The organism is Bradyrhizobium sp. USDA 4506 (assembly GCF_054058795.1).
Genome location: NZ_JBSSBM010000002.1, coordinates 1186232 through 1205283, shown reverse-complemented (window position 1 = coordinate 1205283; position 19052 = coordinate 1186232). Strand labels below are relative to the sequence as shown.

Genomic DNA, 19052 nt, shown 5'->3' with positions numbered 1-19052 from the left:
GCAGCGACAGCGAAGATTCGCCATAAGCATCGCTAATTCGCCCCGCGTCGCGATCGCGCGCTATTTCGATTTAGGAGGCGTATCGTCGTCCATCTTGCCACCATTGGCGACGCACTTGTTGAAATAGTCCCGCTGGGCTTTGGCGCCTCCCCGCGCGCTCCCGGAAGCGGGATTGCCGGGCTGTAGCGGCGGAAATGCCTTCGCGACCAAGGCATCGCAGGCGCGCGCCACCTGCACGTCGATCGCATGCGCGGGAACCATTGCGCTGGAGATCATGATCACGGCTGAGGCGATCGCAAAACCAGAGATAACTCGCATTGCCACACTCCGTTCCAAACTGAATCAGTTTTTTTCTCGAGCCCGGACTCGCAAGGAGCGCACTAAAGCATGATCCGGAAAAGTGCGAAGCGGTTTTCCGTCGCAACAAAACGCGGATCGCATTTGCGCGAAGATCAAGCTCTGACTGCGAGCTGAAACACGACGACGATTCTCGCGGCGCCTAGGTCCGATCGACGTCGTGATAGGCCCGATACCAGGCGACAAACCTGGCAATGCCATCCTCGATCCGCGTCTGCGGGCGGAAGCCGATTTCACGCTCCAGGTCGGAGACGTCGGCCGACGTCTCCAGTACATCTCCCGGTTGCATCGGCAGCAACTGCTTTTCGGCCTGTCGCCCCAAGCCCTGCTCGAGCAGCGCCACCACATGCATCAGTTCTTCCGGCCTGCTGTTGCCGATATTGTAGACCCGCCACGGCGCCCGGCTCGAACCCGGATCGGGATGCGCTCCCGACCAGTTGACGTCGCCTTCCGGCGCGCGGCCGATCAACCGCACCATCGCCTCGACCACGTCGTCGACATAGGTGAAGTCGCGCCGCATGTTGCCATTGTTGAACAGCTGGATCGGCTTGCCCTTGGTGATCGCGTCGGCGAACGCATAGAGCGCCATGTCCGGCCGATACCACGTCCCATATACGGTGAAAAACCGCAGCCCGGTTGCCGGCACGCGATAGAGATGGCTATAGGAATGCGCGATCAGCTCGTTGGCCTTCTTGGTTGCGGCGTACAGGCTGACGGGATGGTCGACATTGTCGTGGACCGAAAACGGCAACTTGGTGTTGGCGCCATAGACCGACGATGAGGACGCAAACAACAGGTGCCTGCACGCAGTGTGCCGGCAGCCCTCGAGGACGTTGAGGAAACCCTCCAGATTGGAATCCGCATAGGCGTGCGGGTTCTGCAGGGAATAGCGCACGCCGGCCTGCGCGGCGAGATGCACCACGACCTCGAAGCGATAACGCTCGAACAGCGCCTTCATGCCGGCGCGGTCGGCGAGGTCGAGCTCCACGAAGGTGAAGCCACGGTGCTGCTTGAGCAGATCGAGGCGCGCGCGCTTGAGCGCCGGGTCGTAATAGTCGTTCAGATTGTCGATGCCGATGACCGGCTGCCCTGCCCTCAGCAGATGCTCCGCCAGATGGAAGCCGATGAAGCCGGCGCAGCCCGTGACGAGTAGATTGCCTGCGATCACCACGTCTTGCCTGTGCCTTTCACCTTGCGCCGGACCGTCGGATACGCCGTTACACGCGGCAACCGCGGCTGCCTTCGCGTTGCGCGCCGCCAGGCGTCAGCTGCTGGCGGCCAGAGGCTCGTAGTCCGGAAAACGGCTCAGGACCGCGGCCTTCATGAACTTGAAGTGCGCAATCTCGGTCGCCAATTCCTTCAGCCGGCGCTGGCCGTTTAAGATCTCGGCGTCAAACAGGTCTTGATGATAGTTGTCAAGCGCCTCGCGTTCCAGATATTCGTCGGTGCCGTTGCCGAGAGTCACCGCGGCGCGGGCCAGAACATCATCGACGCGGCGGCCAAGACCGGATTGCTCGCTTTCGGCCGCCTGCAACGCGGCCTCGATCGCGGCCATGATCGATCCGATCCGGGCGCGATCGGTCTCGGCATCGCGCTCAGCCGAGCGTGCCTTGAACCCTTCCTCGCCGCGCCGCGATTTGATCAGGTCGTGCGCGCGAGACCGCAAAAACAGCTGAAACATCTGTCAGTATCCGGTTCGGGCCCATTGAGGCAGCACAGGTCAAAATCGCCCGGTCTTAGTTAAAAAAGGGTGAATTGCCCTCATGCCCGGCTCTCAGGTCGGCTTTCCACTTGATCCAGGCCTTGTCGTGCTTGTCATAGAGTTCGAGCCACCGTCCCTCACCGGCTGACGGCACCAGGCCCGTCCCATTATCGTGCCCGTCCGCCAGTCCCGGCAGCGAGGAGTCCAGGTCCTCGAACTCCGACGTCTCCTCAAGCGTCAGCCCGACCAGCACACGCTTGCCACTGACATCGACGACATACCGCCTTGGCGAATGCCCCCTGAGATCACTCATGACGTGAAAGTTCCCTTGCGATCCGCGGGGCTGGCGACGAGATCAGGGGCACGCTGGCATGCAACCAACCCGCCTGCCGCAACGGACGCCGACATGATGACCGATTGCATGTTGCCAGCCAACCCCAACTCACCGCACACCGTCGCGCTACCTCGATCGAACTACTCCGCTAGAACGCGCGACGCATGTGGCCGAACGCACTGACCGGCTGTTCCCGCCTCGACGATTTCGCGGCTGATCGCGCCACATACGGTGCATAGATCCGATATTGCGCGCGGCGCTTGTGCGACCGCCACGAGCGCGCGGCGAAACCGGAGAAGAAGCCTGCGACGAACACCGCCGCGAGAATCAGAGCAGGAGAAACCATCACAACCGTCCACGTTCGCCCCGATGTTATTAACATTCGAAGTTGTGACGACATCATGATTGGACGCGCCGAAAGATTGTTCAGCCGCTGGAATTTTTGTGCAATCGAACGACGCATCAATGATCAGGCGTCGACAATAATTGTTCTCGCGAGAGAACGTCTCAGGAGAACCACCAGAGCATGAATTTCAGGAACATCGAGCTGAGAAGATAAATCCACCCCGCCATCGCCAGCACCGTCAGTCCGACGAAGACACCTGAAACGCTTTTCTCCTTGAAGCGCGCCAGCAACGAGTTTTTTTCTTCTTGCGAGTAGAACATCTCAGGCTCAAGGCGTAACTGATTCAAATCAGCTAGCAGTCAATTTCGATGATCTCGTGACGCGTCGCAGCAGCCATTCGCATCGCGCATCACAGATCACCGCTGCAAAACGCCGCCAGGCCGCACGCCATCGCGCAGTGGAAATTCCGTTCGACACGATCAGGAATTTTACGTCGGCGATCGCGGCGGCCCGCGCGCCGGAATTTCCCTTCGGATCCTCGCCCGATCGACGTCACATACGTCGATCAAGACGGTCGTGCAGCTTGACCATGCGATGTGGCCGGCATGCAGGATAGCCGCGCGCCGGAGGCCGGCGCGGCCGAACGGATTCTTCCCGGGAGCAATCTGCCCGCTTCGCCCTGCCTCTCAGTTTAACAATCAAATCCTCGCACGCGGTCAACCAATGATAATCGCCTCACACGCGGAAAAAGGCGAACCAGACAATGCCGAGGATCAGGACGGCCAGCCCTGTCGAGGCCGTGAGCAGCGCGAGAACCGAAGGTCCAGGCTCGGCCTGCCGTGCCTCGGTCGGGGTTTCGACGATTTGACCGTGTCGTTCCGTTGCCATGGCAACCTCTTTGCTTAAGTGCCTGTAATTCCGGCGTTTGCCGCGCCCCTTCGACAGCCAACGCGTGATCGGGAGCGATGTTCCGAGAGCGTTGACGGCTGGGCCGACGGCAGTCCCGCCCGCCGCGTCAAACGGGCGCAGCGCGAGGACACGGTTAACGCCGTTGCGAGATTCACCGGGCCGTGTTGTTTCAAACTGGGGTTCCCGGTGTTATCCTTGACCGTTCCGTCGGTTGCGTAATCGGAGTTTCCCTGGAGTTTCCCCATGGCCCCTCGCGCCAATTGGAAGGGCTTTTTGCGCCTTTCGCTCGTGACTTGCCCGGTTGCCCTGTACCCGGCGACATCGGATACCGAAAAGGTCTCCTTCAACCAGATCAACCGCAAGACCGGCCACCGGATCAAATACGCTAAGGTCGACGCCGAGACCGGCGAGGAAGTCTCCACCGAAGACATCATGAAGGGCTACAAGGTCGACACCGACACCTATATCGAGGTCACCAAGGAAGAGCTCGACGACATCGCGCTGGATTCGACCCGCACCATCGAGATCGACGAATTCGTGCCGCGCAGCGAGATCGACAGCCGCTATCTGATCCGTCCCTACTACCTCGTTCCCGACGGCAAGGTCGGCCACGACGCCTTTGCGGTGATCCGCGAGACCATCCGCAGCCTGAACAAGGTCGCGATCGGCCGCGTGGTGTTGACCAATCGCGAGCACATCATCGCGCTCGAGCCGCTCGACAACGGGCTGATGGGCACGCTGTTGCGCTACCCGTATGAGGTGCGCAGCGAGAAGGAGTATTTCGACGACATCCAGGATGTGAAGATCACCAAGGACATGCTCGATCTCGCCAAGCACATCGTCGAGCAGAAGTCCGCCGACTTTGATCCGGAGGAGTTCGAGGACCGCTACGAGCAGGCGCTGATCGACCTGATCAACCAGAAGCGCAACGGCATCAAGGTCGCCAAGCCCGCGGCGAAGACCAGCGGCAACGTCATCAACCTGATGGACGCGCTGAAGAAGAGCCTCGCCAACGAGAAGCAGGCCGCGCCCGCCAAGACTGAAGCAAAGGCCGCGAAGGGCAAGAAGCCGAAGGAGCGCATCGAGGGCCAGCGCGAAATGCTGCTGCCGATCTCGGGCAGCGGCAAGCGCGAGCCCAAGGAGGCCGCCAAGCCCGAGCCGAAGAAGGCCGAGAAGACAACGCGCGCCCAGGGCACCGCGGCGCGCAAGAAGGCAGGCTAGCGCAGCGACCGCAAGATGAGCCCGGTCCACAGCTCCTGAGATGTCCCGGTCGAGATGCCCTGGTCGACGCCGTTTGACGAACCGATCGCGCTGCATCGCGGCGGCACGCTGGTGACGCTGCAGCACGCTGCCGACTACATCATGAAGCTATCGGAAGACACCCAGGAGGAGACGCGCTGGCAGATCGCGGTCGAGCATTTGATCAATGCGGCGGAACAAGGTGCCGGCTGGTTGATGTTCGCGCGCATCGCGATGCTGCGCGCGTTGAATGGGGACGACTGAATCCGGAAAATGGCGAACTGCCGGCAGCGCTTACTTGAATGCCGAACTGACGGCATTGAATTGGCCGCTTACACTGGTGCCGATGCCCCTGACGCCCGCGACGATCACGATGCTGATGCCACCGGCGATGATGGCGTATTCAATGGCCGTCGCCCCGACCTCATCACGCAGAAACCTTGCCATCAACGCGCGCATGAAAAGCTCCTGTCCGACGCTCGCGGCTTTTTCTCCCGCGCCGTAGTAATATGCTTGCGAAACTAGGCCACATTGGTTGACGGCCCATTGAGGGAAAGGATGAACGATCGCTTAAAGGTTGCAGGGAATTTCCCTGCTAGTTCTGCCTGCATCAGGTTGCCGCCGGGCGAGGCACCGGGCCGCGGCCGGAGCGCTTTCCAGCGAAGTGGACACCGGCTCGCGCAAAGAAAACGCGTCAAAACAAGTACCTAGAGCTCCGTTCTGATCCTGTCTGACCGGAAACAGCTCCAGTCGTAAACGCATATCAGAACTACCTGATCCGGCCCCGGCCACGCTTTACCGGTGCCGCGGAATCCTGTTCCTTTATCGGACAGGCGACAACGAGGCCGGAACGAACCGGCCGCATGCAAAGGGAGTGACCGTCATGAAGCTCGGCACCGCGATCGCGGAAATCATGAAGCGCGAGGGGATCGAGATCCTCACGGGCTACCCGGTCAACCATTTGATAGAATACGCCGCCAATGCCGACATCCGCCCGGTGATGGTGCGCCAGGAGCGCATCGGCGTGCACATGGCGGACGCAATCTCCCGCGTCACATCGGGCGAGAAGATCGGCGCCTTCTGCATGCAGCACGGCCCCGGCGCGGAGAACGCGATGGGCGGCGTCGCGCAATGCTACGGCGAATCCGTGCCCGTCCTTGTGCTGCCGATGGGCTATGCGCGTCGACTGGCGAATATCGACCCGAACTTCAATTCCAGCCAGGCGATGAAGGCGTTCTCAAAATCGTCGGAGCCGATCAACATCGCAGCCGAGGTCTGCAACATCTTTCGGCGGGCGTTTACAAAATTGAAGAACGGCCGCGGCGGGCCGGTCATCGTCGAAATCCCCGCCGACATGTGGAACGAGGAGGTGCCGGAGCCTTTGAACTACACGCCGGTGCTGCGCACCCGCTACGGCGCCGACCCCGTCCATGTGAAGGAAGCAGCTGCCCTGCTCGTTGGCGCCAAGCGTCCGGTGATCTATGCCGGCCAGGGCGTGCACTATGCAAAGGCCTGGCCGCAGCTGAAGCGCCTCGCCGAACGGCTCGCGATCCCGGTCACCACCAGCCTCGGCGGCAAGTCGTCCTTCCCCGAGACGCACCCGCTCTCGCTCGGCTCCGGCGGCCTCGCGGTGCCGCGCGCGGTGCCGAAATTTCTTTCCGAAGCGGACGTGATCTTCGGTATCGGCTGCTCCTTCACCGAGACGTCATTCGGCATCGCGATGCCGAAGGGCAAGACCATCATCCATTCGACGCTCGATCTGAACCACATCAACAAGGATGTCGAGGCCAAGGTCGGCCTCGTCGGCGACGCCGGCCTGGTGCTCGACGCGCTGCTGGAGGAGATCGGCAAGACCGTGACCTCGGACCGCAACGCAAGCGCGGTCGCCGAGGAGATCGCCGCCTCCCACAAGGAGTGGCTCGCCAAGTGGATGCCGAAGCTGACGCACAACGACGCGCCGCTCAATCCCTACCGCGTGCTGTGGGACCTGCAGCACACCGTCGACATCCACAACACCATCATCACCCACGACGCCGGCAGCCCGCGCGACCAGCTCTCGCCGTTCTGGAAGTCGGTCGAGCCGCTGTCCTATATCGGCTGGGGCAAGACCACGCAGCTCGGCTACGGCCTTGGTCTCGCGATGGGCGCCAAGCTCGCCAAGCCCGACAAGCTCTGCATCAATGTCTGGGGCGACGCCGCGATCGGCTTCACGGGGATGGACTTCGAGACCGCGGTGCGCGAGCGGATTCCGATCATGTCGATCCTGCTCAACAATTTCTCGATGGCGATCGAACTGAAGGTGATGCCGATCTCGACCGAGAAATACCGCTCGACCGACATCTCCGGCGATTACGCCGCGATGGCCCGCGCCTTCGGCGGCTACGGCGAACGGGTGACCAAGCCCGAGGACATCATCCCCGCGATCAAGCGCGGCATCCAGAAGACCAAGGAAGGCGTGCCGGTGCTGCTGGAATTCATCACCAGCAAGGAGACCGAGGTGTCGCGGCCGGGGACGTGACGGCACCTCACACGCCGCTCTGCCACTTGATTTGACCGCGCCAGCACAGGCAAGCTCCCTCCGGTGCAACTTCGGAGGGAGAGATGGCGCGCATCCTGGTGCTGGGGGCCGGCTTTGCCGGGCTATGGGCCGCGCTCGGCGCAGCCCGCAAGCGCGACGAGATCGGTGCACGGGCAGCGGACACCGAGATCCTGGTCGTCGATCGCAACGCCTATCACAACATCCGGGTGCGCAATTACGAGGTCGATCTCGGCGATGTCGCGCTGCCGCTCAAGGACCTGCTCGATCCGGTTGGCGTCAGCCATAGGGTGGCCGAGGTCGCGGCGATCGATCCGGCGACGCGCGCCGTCACGGTCAGGACGAGCGCAGGCGCGGAGGTTGTGAGCTACGACCGGCTGGTGCTGACCACCGGCAGCGAGTTGGTCCGCCCCGCCATCTCGGGCCTTGCCGCCCACGGCTTCGATGTCGACACCTATGAAGCAGCGATGCGGCTCGACACGCATCTGGCGGCGCTCGGCAAACAACCGCCGTCAGAGGCACGCGCGAGCGTCGCGGTCGTCGGCGCAGGGTTCACCGGGATCGAGGTCGCGACCGAGATGCCGGCCAAGCTGGCGCACGCCGGCATCACCGGCGATCATCGGGTCATCCTGATCGATCCCAATCCCGTCGTCGGCGCGACCTTCGGCGCGCATGGCCGCCCGGTCATCAACGAGGCGCTGGCCGCGCTCGGCGTCGAGACGCGGCTGAATGTCCGGGTCAGTGCCATCAGCTCCGACAGCATCACGCTCAACTCCGGCGAGATTATTCCGACCAAAACCGTGGTGTGGTGCGCCGGCATGCGCGCAAGCCCCCTCGCCGCCTCGCTGCCGGCCAGGCGCGACGCGCTCGGCCGGATCAAAGTCGACCACACCATGCGCGTCGAAGGCCTTGCGGACGTCTTCGCCGCCGGCGACGTCGCCGCCTGCCTGATCGACGGCGAGCACCCGACGGTGATGTCCTGCCAGTTCGCGCGGCCGATGGGCCGCTTCGCCGGCCACAATGTGGTCGCGGACCTGTTTGGCGAGAAGCTGCTGCAGCTCAATATCGACTGGTATGTGACGGTGCTCGATCTCGGCGCCTGGGGTGCGCTCTACACCACCGGCTGGGACCGCGAGGTGCACACCACAGGCGCCGCCGCCAAGCTCACCAAGCAGACCATCAACCAGCAGCGCATCTATCCGCCACGCAACGGCGACCGCGCCGCGCTGCTCGCGGCGGCCGCGCCGACGATCCAGACGGCGCCGCCGACGCGCAAGTAGTTTGGGACTCACATTCGCCGATCGTCATTGCGAGCCACCCGGTCGGCGCGAAGCGCCGCCGGATGACAGGCTCCGCGAAGCAATCCACCCCTCCACGCCGGGATAAATGGATTGCTTCGTCGCTACGCTCCTCGCAACGACGGCGCGTACGTCTGCTACTGCGACAGCTTCACAAAGTTCGGAAACTTCATCTGGCCCTCGGCGATCGCCTTCGGCCAGACCGTGATCTGCTTGCCGCCCTGCCACTGGAACACGAGGCCGGTCACCGCGCCCGGACCGGACTTGATGCCGTGAGTGAACTCGTCGTTCTTGCCGTAGAACTGGATCTTGCCGATCGTGCCCTCGAAGTCGGTCTTCTCGAGCTCGGTCACCATCTTGTCCGGATCGGTCGAGCCGGCGCGCTGAATCGCCTCGGCGATGATGTAGACCTCGTCATAGGCGGTGTAGCCGGTATAGGCCGGCGGCGTGCCGAACTTGGCCTTGAACGCCGCCGCGAACGGCTTGGTCTTCGGCGTGACGGCAACATCAGGCGTCGCCACCGCGAGCGAGGGCACGCCCTCGGCGGCGCCGTTGGTGTCGCCCCAGAAGGTCGGGCTCAGCGCCTGCGCGCTGATGCCGAACATCGGGATCGGTACCTGCTGGTTCTTCCACTGCACGGTCGGCTGCACGCCGACATGGGAGATGCCGGTGACGATCACGTCGGGCTTGGCGGCTTCCATCTTGTTGAAGATCGGCGTGAAGTCCGTGGTGTCGGGCGAGAAGCGAATGTGCTCGACCACCTTCAGGCCGGCTTTCGGCAGGCAGGCCTCGTAGCCGACGTCGAGCGGCTTGGTCCAGGCCGCGTCCTCGCTCATGATCGCGACCGACTTGAACTTGAGCTGGTCGACCAACAGCTCCTTGGCCGCGTCGCAGACCAGCTGCGCCTGCGCGGCCGAGGTCAGGTAGCCGTGGAAGGTGTACTTGTTCTTCTCATAGTCGTTGTGGATCGCCTTGGTGATCTCGTTGGAGGCGGCGCCGGGCGTGATCAGCGGCATCTTCAGCCGCGCAGCCCACGGCTCGAGCGCCAGCACAACCTCGCTGATATAGCTCGCGATCACGGCCGAGACCTTGTCCTCGCTCACCGCGCGCTGGAAGGCGCGCACCGAGTCCGCCGACGAGCTCTTGTTGTCGTAGGTGACGATCTCGACCTTGCGGCCCATCACGCCGCCCTTGGCGTTGATCTCGTCGGCTGCGATCTGCGCGCCGCCCGGCGTCGCCGCACCCGCGATCGACTGCACTTCGGCAATGATGCCGATCTTGATCGGGTCCTTGGACTGCGCATAGGCCGGCGCCGCGAGGCAGAGCACGAGCGCCGAGGCCAACAGGCTCATGCGGGTCGCGGTTGAATATGCTGTCATCATGATCTCCCTTGTTTTGCTTTCTTCTTTTCGAACTGCGAACGTCAGAGAAAGTCCTTGCCGGCCTCCGCGGCGAACCGGCCCGGATCGCCCTCCCAGACGATCCGCGCGTGCTCCAGCACATAGACGCGGTCGGCATGCGGAAGCGCGAACGTCACGTTCTGCTCGCCCAGCAGAACCGTGATCTTGGTGGTTTGGCGCAGCTTCTCCAGCGCCTTCGACAGCAGCTCAAGGATAACAGGCGCAAGCCCCAGCGTCGGCTCGTCCAGGATCAGGATCTGCGGCTGCATCATCAGCGCGCGGCCGATCGCCAGCATCTGCTGCTCGCCGCCGGACAACGTCTGCGCCATCTGGCCCTGGCGTTCCTTCAGGATCGGGAACAGCTCGAACAGCCAGGCGAGTTGCTTGGCCCGCGCCGCGTCGTCGAGATGCTGGCCGCCGAGGTCGAGATTTTCCCGCACCGTCATCTCGCCGAATAGCTCGCGCGATTCCGGACATTGCACGAGGCCTGAGCGGGCGATCTTCGCAGGTCCCGTGCCGCGCAGCTTCTCGCCCCCGCGCAGGATCTCGCCGGTATAGGGCAGGAAACCCGAGATGGTGTTGAACAGCGTGGTCTTGCCGGCGCCGTTGAGGCCGACGACGGAGACGAACTCGCCCTCATGGACGTGGATCGAGACGTTTTCCAGTGCCTGCGCCTTGCCGTAATGCACGCTGACATTCTCGACCTGCAGCAGCGGCACCTTGTCCTTGAACGAGGTCTCGGGCCGCGCATGGGTCTGGATCGCGCCGCCGAGATAGACCCGCCGCACGGTCTCGTTCTTCATCACGTCCTCGGCGCGGCCGGTCGTGATCTCCTCGCCGAGATACATCGCGAGCACGCGGTCGACCAGCGCCGCGACGCTCTTGACGTTGTGGTCGACCAGCATCACCGCGCGACCCTCGTCGCGGAAGCTGCGGATCAATGCGGAGAAGGTGCCGACCTCGGCGCTGGTGAGACCGGCGAAGGGCTCGTCGACCAGCACGACCTTGGGGTCGCGCGCGATCGCCTTGGCCAATTCCAGCCGGCGCAGGTCGGCGAATGGCAGCGTCGGCGGGCGGCGGTCCATCACCGCCCCGAGGCCGACACGCTCGGCGATCCATTTGGCGCGCTCGGTCAGCGCCTTGTCGGGAAACAGCATGAACAGGCTGTCGGGCAACAGCGCTACCATGATGTTCTCCAGCACGGTCTGCCGGTTCAGCGGCCGTGAGTGCTGGAACACCATGCCGAAGCCCTTGCGCGCGATCTTGTGCGCAGGCAGCCCGGCGACGTTCTCGCCTTCGAACAGCACCTCGCCTGCGGTCGGGCGCTCGATGCCCATCACGCTCTTCATTGCGGTCGACTTGCCCGAGCCGTTCGGTCCGATCAGGCCGAGGATCTCGCCGGGATGCAGGTCGAACGAGAGGTTCTTCACGGCGGTCAAGCCGCCGAATCGCTTGGTCAATCCACGGACGGTGAGCGTTGCTGTGGTCACAGTCTGATCCATTTAAGAGCGCGCCTCGCGTGACAGGGCCGCTCCGAGGAAACCGCCGGGGAAGAACAGGACGACGAGCAGCGCCACCGCCGAGACGATGAAGGTCGCAAGCTCGCCGGTCGGGCGCAGGAATTCGCCGGCAACGATCAGGAAGATCGCGCCTAATGCGGCGCCGAGCACGGTGCGCCGGCCGCCGAGCACGGCGGAGACGATCACGTTCACGCCGACCGCAACGTCAACCACGGTGCCGACCGAGGCGGTGCCGAAGTAGAACACGAGCAGCGCGCCCGACAGTCCCGAGAAGAAGGCGCTGACGATGAAGGCCGCGAGCTTGTGCTTGACGATGTTGAAGCCGAGCGCGCCGGCCTGCACCGGATCCTGCCCGCTCGCCTGCAGCACGAGGCCGACCGGCGATTGCGACAGGCCGTACAGGATGGCCGCGCTCACGGTCATGAAGCCGAGCGCGATCCAGTAATTGGCGCCGGCATTGATGGTGATGACGTCAGGGATGGTGAGCCCGATCTCGCCGCCGGTGAGATCTGCGAACACCACGACGAAGTTCTGCAGCATCAAGACCGCCACCAGCGTGGTCAGGCCGAAATACGGTCCTCTCACCCGCAGCGCCGGCAGCGCCAGCACGAAGCCCGCGGCGACCGAGGCCAGCGCGCCGAGCAGGATGCAGACATAGACCGACCAGCCGAACTGGTTGTTGAGAATTCCTGCGGTGTAGGCGCCGGTGCCGATCAGGAAGGTCGGCCCGAAATTCACCTCGCCGGCGAAGCCGAACAAGAGGTCCCAGGCCATTGCGAACACGCCGAAATAGAACGCGACGGTCAGCAGCCCGAGGATGTAGCCCGAGACGTAGAACGGCAGCGTCGCGGCGATCACCACGCAGACCAGCGAAATGAAGAACAGGCGCGAGGAAAAGAAGCTGGCCATCTCAGCGCCTCCCGAGCAGGCCCTGAGGCCGGATATACATCACGAACACCAGAAGCAGCAGCGCCGGAATGGTGCGATAGGCCGGCGAGATCATGTAGGCCGTGATGGTCTCGAGATAGCCGACGACGAAGGCTGCGATCAGCGAACCCGACACGCTGCCGAGGCCGCCGAGCACGACGATCGAGAACGCGCTCGCGGTCAGCGGCCCGACGCTGTAGGAGCTGACGCCGAGGAACATGCCGAGCAGCACGCCGGCGATGCCGGCGAGAATGCCGTAGATGCCCCACACCACGATGTAGATCTGGGTGAGTTCGAGCCCGAGCAGCGTGACGCCGCGCGGGTTCATCGAGGCCGCCAGTACCGCCTTGCCGGTCCTGGTGCGGTTCACCAGGAGCCACAGCAGGCCGATCACGAGGCAGCAGACCAGCGCGGTGAAGATATTGTTGCGCGGCGTGCGGTTGCCGAAGATATCGACGACACCCTCGACGATCGGCAGCACCGTCTTGGCGTTGTTGGTGAAGAAATAGGCGATCAGTTCCTGGATCATGATGCCCCACAGCAGGGTGCCGGTGAGGACGAAGATTTCCTTCTCCTCATTGGGGATCCGCGTTGAATTCTGGATCGGCTTGACGACCGCAAAATAGGTCGCGAACGACACGATCAGCGCGACGCCGACACCGAACAGCGCGCCGGTGTAGATGTCGAGGTGCAGCACGCTGGCCGCGGCCCAGGCCGCGACCGCCGCGGCCACCATGATGGCACCGTGGGAGAGGTTGAGGACGCCGGAGACACCGAAGATCAGGGTGAAACCGGTGGCGCCGAGCGCATAGAGCGCGCTGATGGCAAAGCCATCGATCAGGATTTGTAAGGCAAGCATCTCAGATTGGCCGCGGCAGCAGGGCTGCCTGTTGTGGAGGACACAGAACCGAACAGGGATGCTCCCGGGTGGGGCCCGGGAGCATGATCATCAGTCAGTTCGTGGTGACCTTGATGAAGCTCGGGAACTTGAGGTCGCTCTTGGCGACCACCTTCGGCCAGACCGCGACCTGCTTGCCGCCCTGCCACTGCAGCATCAGTCCGGTGATCAGGCCCTTGCCGTACTTGATCGAATGGGTGAACGGATCGTCCTTGCCGTAGAACTGGACGCGTCCGATGGTGCCTTCCCAGTCAGTCTTCTCCAGCGCATCGACCAACTTGTCGGCCTCGACCGAGCCGGCGCGCTTCACCGCATCGGCGATGTAGTAGACCTCGTCATAAGCGGTATAGCCCGCGTAGGACGGATAGTTGCCGTAGCGCTTCTTGAAGCCTTCCGCGAACGGCACCGACTTCGGCGTCACCGCGACGTTCGGGCCGGACACGCCCTGATACAGCACGCCTTCCGCCGCATCGTTGGTGTCCTTGCCGAAGGTCTCGTTGGTCGCCTGCGAGGAAATGCCGAACATCGGGATCGGCACCTGCTGGTTCTTCCACTGCACCGTCGGCTGCACGCCGACATGCGAGATGCCGGTGATGATCACGTCGGGCTTGGAGCCTTCGACCTTGTTGAAGATCGGCGTGAAGTCGGTGGTGTCGGGCGAGAAGCGGATGTGGTCGACGACCTTGAGCCCGATCTTCGGCAGGCATTCCTCGTAGCCGACATCGAGCGGCTTGGTCCACGCGGCATCCTCGCTCATGATGACCGCGGTCTTCATGTGCTTCTGATCGACCAGCAGCTCCTTGGCGGCGTCGCAGACCGACAGCGCCAGCGCGGCCGAGGTCAGGTAGCCGTGGAAGGTGTACTTGTTCTTCTCGTAATCGGCGTGGACGCTCTTGCTGATCTCGTTGGAGGCGGCGCCGGGCGTGACGAACGGCGTCTTCAGGCGCGAAGCCCAGGGCTCGAGCGCCAGCACCACTTCGCTGATGTAGCTCGAAATGACGACGTTGACCTTGTCTTCGTTGACCGCGCGCTGGAACGCGCGCACCGAATCCGCCGAGGACGAGTGGTTGTCGTAGCTGACGATCTCGATCTTGCGGCCGTCGATGCCGCCCTTGGCATTGATCTCGTCGGCGGCCAGCTGCGCCGCCTGCGGGATCGATGCACCGGCAATCGCCTGCGCTTCGGCGATCACGCCGATCTTGAGGGTGTCGGCAGCCAGCGCTCCGCTCGGCGCCGCAGCCAACAGGCCCAACACGGCCGCTCCTGCAAGTTTCTGCATCGCGTGCACGGGGAGTCGCAATGTTCTTGTCACCCTGTTTCTCTCCTCTTTTTCTTCGGCTGCTTCGAGCTCTTGGGGCGCGACTATAGCCGCGACAAAATGCGCAGCAAGTGAAACTGCGCGCAGATCGCCATGCAAGGACGGCGACTAAAGTAGTGGGTCGGCGCTCACCAAATGAACAAACATGAGGCAGCGGGGGAATAAAGTGGTGGTGCACCGATCGCTCAGATCGTCATTCCCCGCTGCGCAAATTACGCGGGGCGAGCGAAGCGGAGAGAGCGGAACGAAAAGCACGGCTCGGGCAATTCATGTCGCGAGAACGCGAATTGTTGCCCGCTGGCCGTGCGACAAGCTCAGTGCCGTCCCTGCGAAAGCGCTAGCGTGTCTACACGGTTTTGGGGCGCGACAGATTGACTCGGTGCAGCAAGAAGTGGCGTCTCTGCAGCATGTTGTATGATTCTCTCACTGGCGCTTTGATTCGAAGGAGCGCCAGCGATGCAGCCGGATTTGTCTTTGGGTGAGTTCGGGGACGTTCGTCTCGACAAAAGGGGGCGACGCTTCTCCGGGCTATGCTTTGCACGCGCAGCGTCTGCTTGCGCCAGATGGCCCGGGGCGATTGGGCTGCCAATATGGCGTTCTGGCGGTTTGTGAACAACCCCCAAGTCACGATCGATAAATTGATTGAGGGCTGGAGCGCGCAGACGCGGACTGCGGTCAGCGGGCGTCATGTGCTGGCGATCCAGGATACGAGCGAGGTCAAGTTCCAGACCCCGGCGGGACGGCGGCGCGGGCTGGGCAAAGTCGGCAAGGGCAATGCTCGCGGCGTGCTGTTGCATGCGATGATGGCGGTGGATGCCGACAGCGGGGTCTGTCTTGGCCTTACTGGCGGCAACGTTTGGACGCGCAAAGGCAAGGTAAAAATCCCGCATGAGCGGCGCGCCTTGGCCGACAAGGAGTCGGCGCGCTGGGTGACGGCCGCCGAGCAAGGCCGCGACGTCCTGGCAGATGCCCGCATGATCACCGTCGTCAACGACCGCGAGGGGGATTTCTTTGCTCACTCGGGCGCTGACGCCAGCTGAGAATGTCCATCTTCTGTCGCGTGCCATGCACGACCATGCGCTGGTCGATGGCGACACACTTTATCAGGCGGTCGAGCGGAGCCGCTTCTGCGACAACGCGGTGATCGATCTGCCGCAGCGAATGGATCGGCGCGGCCGGCAGGCCCATCTCTCGATGCGCTTCGGAACCGTCGTGCTCAAGCGGCCGCAGAGGCCCGGCGTCACCGACTTGGCGGAGGGCATCAAACTCAGCTTCGTAGAAGTGGTCGAGTTGCATCCGCCGAGAGGTGCGGAGCCCATTCGCTGGCTGCTCCTGACCACTCATCCGGTCGCCACCGTTAAAGACGCCTGGCAGATCGTCTCCTGGTACCGCCAGCGCTGGATCATTGAGCAACTCTTTCGCTCGCTGAAGAGCCAGGGTTTGCGCATCGAGGATAGTCAGATCGAGAGCGCCGAAGGCCTGATCAAGCTCGTGGCGGTCGCCACCAGAGCGGCATGTATCGTCATTCAACTCGTTCAGGCCCGCAACAGTGGCGAAGAATTGCCGGCTGAATTTGTCTTCACCGCAGAAGAGATCGAGACGCTCAGGGCCATCAACAAAACCATGAAAGGTCGCACCGAGCTTCAGAAAAACCACCATCGCCCCAACACTCTTGCTTGGGCGGCATGGATCATCGCAAAACTCGGCGGATGGACCGGCTACGCCTCCCACCGTCCACCTGGACCAATCACCTTCCACACCGGAATGGCCCGCTTCCAAATCCTCGCAAATGGCCCGACAAACGCGTAGATGCACTAGTGCGAAAGCAGGGACCCATAACCACGGATGCTCATTGTTACGCGATTTGGAACGACGAGTCCGATTCACAACATCCGCCGCGGCGACGACAGCGGTGTATGAGTCGACTGCCTCTACTCCGCCATCTCCGCCGGCGGGTGGGCGGCGGGACCAGCGAGCGGGCGCTCTTCCATCGTGATCATGCAGATCGAGGCGGTGGTCAGCAGCACGGCGGCGGCGCCGAACACGTAGCGGAACGCATGGATCATGTCGGCCATCGGGATCGCGCTGACGGTGCCGGCGGAGGCGGCATGATGCTCGCCGGCGAGCGAGATGTCGGTCCCCAGCGTCATCAGCAGGATGGTAGTGAAGGCGGCGACCGTGAAGGAGGCCATCATCGCGCGGAAGAAGTTCATCGCGCCGGTCACGGTACCGACCTGCGGCCGCGCCACCGCGTTCTGCAACGACACCACGCTGATCGGGAATGTGGTGCCGAGGCCGAGCGCGAACACGCTCATCAACAGCAATAATCCCCACAGCGGCAGCGTCGTCACCGCCATGCCGACGGCACAGATCGCGGCCACCGAGGTGCCTACGATGGCGACGCGCTTGTAGTGCTTGGCCTTCGCCATGGTCCGGCCGGCGATCGCCGCACCGAAGGTCGAGATCGCCGCGAGCGGGATCAGCGCGAGGCCGGCCTCGCTGGCGGTGAGATGATAGACCACCTCGTAATAGAGCGGCAGATGCACGGTGAGGCCGACCATGGCGCCGAGCGCACAGCCGCCCGCCCCCATCGCGAACGGCACCACCGAGCCGCCGAGCAGCGACAGCGGCAGGAACGGCTCGTCGGCGCGGCGCGCGTGCCAGACGAAGGCGCCGGCGAGCGCGATCGAGGCGCCCACCATCGCGGTGATGGTCGGCGACAGCCAGGACAGACGGGTGCCGCCCCAGGTCAGCACCAGCATCAACACGACGGCCGAGGCCATCAGCAGGATGCCGCCGAGCCAGTCGACCTTGCGCTTGCGGTGGAACACCGGGATCTTGCCCATCTTCGGCAGCAGCAGCGCCAGCGCCGCCGCCGCGAGCGGCAGGTTGATCCAGAAGATCATCGACCAGTGCAGATGCTCGGCGAACACGCCGCCGACCACCGGGCCGAGAATGCCGCCGGCCATCCAGACGCTGGAGAAATAGGCCTGATAGCGGCCGCGCTCGCGCGGGCTCACCACGTCGGAGATCACGGTCTGGACCACCGGCATGATGCCGCCGCCGCCGAGCCCCTGCAGGCCGCGGGCAACGATCAGCATCGTCATGCTGGGCGCGATCGCGCACAGCACCGAGCCGACCACGAACAGGCTGAGCGAGGTGATGATCATGACGCGGCGGCCATAGATGTCGCTCAGCGTGCCGAACACCGGCGCCACCGCCGTCGAGGCCAAGAGATAGGCGGTGATCACCCAGGACAGATTGGTGACGTCGTGAAACTGGCGCCCGATCGTCGGCAGCGCGGTCGCGACGATGGTCTGGTCGAGCGCGGCCAGGAACATCGTCAACATCAGGCTGATGACGATGGTGCGGACTTCGTCCGGATTGAGCGGTACCGGCGGCGCCAGCGGCGGCGCTTCGCTGAGTTCGATCACCTCGCTCGGAAGGCGTGACAGCTCTTCGGCAATGTCGTCGGGCAATGTCGCTTGGTCGGCAGGAATCCGGCTCTGCCGTTCATACTTGTTCATTTGAGGCGTAATGCTGCTGCGCGGGCGCATCCCGCGATGGAATCATTCTCTGCTTTGCAATTTATGCAGCAATTCAATGCTGAGGCAGGCACCCCAGCGCATGGGTGCATCCCGCGGCGATGTTCTCGCGGTGACGTGATCGCGGACGCGGCGACGACGTCACGCTTTGGTCGTCTTGCCCAGCATTTTCGGCCGCTTCTTCAATTGTGCCCGTTTCGGCAGCAGCGCCGGCCATCGCACGATATGATCCTCGAGATCGGCGTCGTTGACGTCGAGCTCGGTGCCCTCCACTCGCCCGCGTACCGAAACTCCCGCTTCATGGACGGTGTTGGGATCGCCCGAGATCAGGGGATGCCACCAATAGAGGTCCCGCCCCTCGGCCACCAGCCGGTAGCCGCAGCTCGGCGGCAGCCAGTTCAGCGTCCGGACGTTTTCGGGAGTCAGGCGGACGCAATCCGGAACCTGGTCGGAACGGTTCGGGTAGTCCTTGCAGGTGCAGAGGCCGGAATCGAGCAGCTTGCAGGAGATATGGGTGAAATAGATCTTGCCGGTGTCCTCGTCCTCGAGCTTCTCCAGGCAGCACCGTGCGCAGCCGTCACACAGGCTCTCCCATTCGGCGTTGGACATCTCTTCCAACGTCTTGGTTTTCCAGAAGAATCCCTCCTGGTCCGACGGGCGCTTGGGCGATGCGGTCATGATATCCCTGAAATGGCGGTGCAACTCTTCTTGGGATGCCGGCAA

21 protein-coding genes are annotated in these 19052 nt (G+C 63.4%); 6 read left to right on the top strand and 15 right to left on the bottom strand.

Annotated features, from left to right (window positions below; translation table 11 throughout):
• Positions 1 to 60: 60 nt before the first annotated feature.
• The 7 genes from ACVIHF_RS07915 to ACVIHF_RS07885 form a co-directional block, all read right to left on the bottom strand.
• On the bottom strand, positions 61 to 276 hold the full coding sequence (locus tag ACVIHF_RS07915) for a hypothetical protein (protein ID WP_038374314.1): 216 nt from the start codon (positions 274 to 276) through the stop codon (positions 61 to 63).
• A gap of 223 nt (positions 277 to 499) precedes the next feature.
• Positions 500 to 1528: an NAD-dependent epimerase gene (locus tag ACVIHF_RS07910; RefSeq protein WP_375166971.1), complete on the bottom strand. Its 1029-nt coding sequence runs from the start codon at positions 1526 to 1528 to the stop codon at positions 500 to 502.
• 93 nt (positions 1529 to 1621) lie between these two features.
• Positions 1622 to 2038, bottom strand: a complete 417-nt coding sequence (locus ACVIHF_RS07905) for a hypothetical protein (RefSeq protein ID WP_253609517.1) — start codon at positions 2036 to 2038, stop codon at positions 1622 to 1624.
• A 55-nt stretch (positions 2039 to 2093) separates the two neighbouring features.
• Positions 2094 to 2372: a hypothetical protein gene (locus ACVIHF_RS07900; RefSeq protein ID WP_057020207.1), complete on the bottom strand. Its 279-nt coding sequence runs from the start codon at positions 2370 to 2372 to the stop codon at positions 2094 to 2096.
• 169 nt (positions 2373 to 2541) lie between these two features.
• Positions 2542 to 2856, bottom strand: a complete 315-nt coding sequence (locus ACVIHF_RS07895; protein WP_456791886.1) for a hypothetical protein — start codon at positions 2854 to 2856, stop codon at positions 2542 to 2544.
• 44 nt (positions 2857 to 2900) lie between these two features.
• Positions 2901 to 3059 carry a hypothetical protein gene (locus ACVIHF_RS07890; RefSeq protein WP_168856472.1) on the bottom strand — a complete coding sequence of 53 codons (159 nt, stop codon included), beginning with the start codon at positions 3057 to 3059 and terminating at the stop codon, positions 2901 to 2903.
• Between the two features lie 415 nt (positions 3060 to 3474).
• Complete coding sequence (locus ACVIHF_RS07885; RefSeq protein WP_016841798.1) at positions 3475 to 3627, bottom strand: hypothetical protein; 153 nt, start codon at positions 3625 to 3627, stop codon at positions 3475 to 3477.
• A 264-nt stretch (positions 3628 to 3891) separates the two neighbouring features.
• On the opposite strand from ACVIHF_RS07885, the gene ku reads away from it, so the two are divergent.
• Together ku and ACVIHF_RS07875 are read left to right on the top strand one after the other, a co-directional pair.
• The gene (gene ku / locus ACVIHF_RS07880; RefSeq protein WP_253609518.1) at positions 3892 to 4869 is read left to right on the top strand and encodes a non-homologous end joining protein Ku; all 978 of its coding nucleotides are present in this window, start codon (positions 3892 to 3894) and stop codon (positions 4867 to 4869) included.
• Positions 4870 to 4923: 54 nt separating this feature from the next.
• Positions 4924 to 5151 carry a hypothetical protein gene (locus tag ACVIHF_RS07875; protein WP_253609519.1) on the top strand — a complete coding sequence of 76 codons (228 nt, stop codon included), beginning with the start codon at positions 4924 to 4926 and terminating at the stop codon, positions 5149 to 5151.
• Between the two features lie 30 nt (positions 5152 to 5181).
• Here ACVIHF_RS07875 and ACVIHF_RS07870 read toward each other — a convergent pair whose 3' ends face one another.
• Complete coding sequence (locus tag ACVIHF_RS07870; RefSeq protein WP_016841801.1) at positions 5182 to 5346, bottom strand: Flp family type IVb pilin; 165 nt, start codon at positions 5344 to 5346, stop codon at positions 5182 to 5184.
• A gap of 424 nt (positions 5347 to 5770) precedes the next feature.
• Between ACVIHF_RS07870 and ACVIHF_RS07865 the strand changes: the two genes are divergently transcribed.
• Both ACVIHF_RS07865 and ACVIHF_RS07860 read left to right on the top strand, forming a co-directional pair.
• A complete protein-coding gene (locus ACVIHF_RS07865; protein ID WP_456791885.1) occupies positions 5771 to 7405 on the top strand; it encodes a thiamine pyrophosphate-requiring protein in 1635 nt (544 codons plus the stop codon).
• Between the two features lie 83 nt (positions 7406 to 7488).
• Entirely contained in the window at positions 7489 to 8703 is a 1215-nt protein-coding gene (locus tag ACVIHF_RS07860; protein ID WP_253609521.1) for an NAD(P)/FAD-dependent oxidoreductase, read from the top strand.
• Between the two features lie 155 nt (positions 8704 to 8858).
• Here the strand turns inward: ACVIHF_RS07860 and ACVIHF_RS07855 are convergent, their stop codons facing one another.
• The 5 genes from ACVIHF_RS07855 to ACVIHF_RS07835 all read right to left on the bottom strand — a co-directional run bounded on the left by ACVIHF_RS07855 (position 8859) and on the right by ACVIHF_RS07835 (position 14745).
• Complete coding sequence (locus tag ACVIHF_RS07855; RefSeq protein ID WP_253609522.1) at positions 8859 to 10103, bottom strand: ABC transporter substrate-binding protein; 1245 nt, start codon at positions 10101 to 10103, stop codon at positions 8859 to 8861.
• Between the two features lie 41 nt (positions 10104 to 10144).
• Complete coding sequence (locus ACVIHF_RS07850; RefSeq protein WP_225164487.1) at positions 10145 to 11623, bottom strand: ATP-binding cassette domain-containing protein; 1479 nt, start codon at positions 11621 to 11623, stop codon at positions 10145 to 10147.
• Positions 11624 to 12550: a branched-chain amino acid ABC transporter permease gene (locus ACVIHF_RS07845; RefSeq protein WP_253609523.1), complete on the bottom strand. Its 927-nt coding sequence runs from the start codon at positions 12548 to 12550 to the stop codon at positions 11624 to 11626.
• A gap of 1 nt (position 12551) precedes the next feature.
• Positions 12552 to 13427 (bottom strand): branched-chain amino acid ABC transporter permease, encoded by an 876-nt coding sequence (locus ACVIHF_RS07840; protein ID WP_050424320.1) that lies wholly within the window; start codon positions 13425 to 13427, stop codon positions 12552 to 12554.
• A 94-nt stretch (positions 13428 to 13521) separates the two neighbouring features.
• Entirely contained in the window at positions 13522 to 14745 is a 1224-nt protein-coding gene (locus ACVIHF_RS07835; protein WP_253609524.1) for an ABC transporter substrate-binding protein, read from the bottom strand.
• A 593-nt stretch (positions 14746 to 15338) separates the two neighbouring features.
• Between ACVIHF_RS07835 and ACVIHF_RS07830 the strand changes: the two genes are divergently transcribed.
• Complete coding sequence (locus ACVIHF_RS07830; RefSeq protein ID WP_456791884.1) at positions 15339 to 15824, top strand: hypothetical protein; 486 nt, start codon at positions 15339 to 15341, stop codon at positions 15822 to 15824.
• 25 nt (positions 15825 to 15849) lie between these two features.
• Positions 15850 to 16593: an IS4 family transposase gene (locus tag ACVIHF_RS07825; protein ID WP_456791883.1), complete on the top strand. Its 744-nt coding sequence runs from the start codon at positions 15850 to 15852 to the stop codon at positions 16591 to 16593.
• Between the two features lie 122 nt (positions 16594 to 16715).
• Here ACVIHF_RS07825 and ACVIHF_RS07820 read toward each other — a convergent pair whose 3' ends face one another.
• Both ACVIHF_RS07820 and ACVIHF_RS07815 read right to left on the bottom strand, forming a co-directional pair.
• The gene (locus ACVIHF_RS07820) at positions 16716 to 18311 is read right to left on the bottom strand and encodes an MDR family MFS transporter (RefSeq protein WP_253609525.1); all 1596 of its coding nucleotides are present in this window, start codon (positions 18309 to 18311) and stop codon (positions 16716 to 16718) included.
• A 159-nt stretch (positions 18312 to 18470) separates the two neighbouring features.
• Positions 18471 to 19007: a YcgN family cysteine cluster protein gene (locus ACVIHF_RS07815; RefSeq protein ID WP_092079527.1), complete on the bottom strand. Its 537-nt coding sequence runs from the start codon at positions 19005 to 19007 to the stop codon at positions 18471 to 18473.
• Positions 19008 to 19052: the final 45 nt, after the last annotated feature.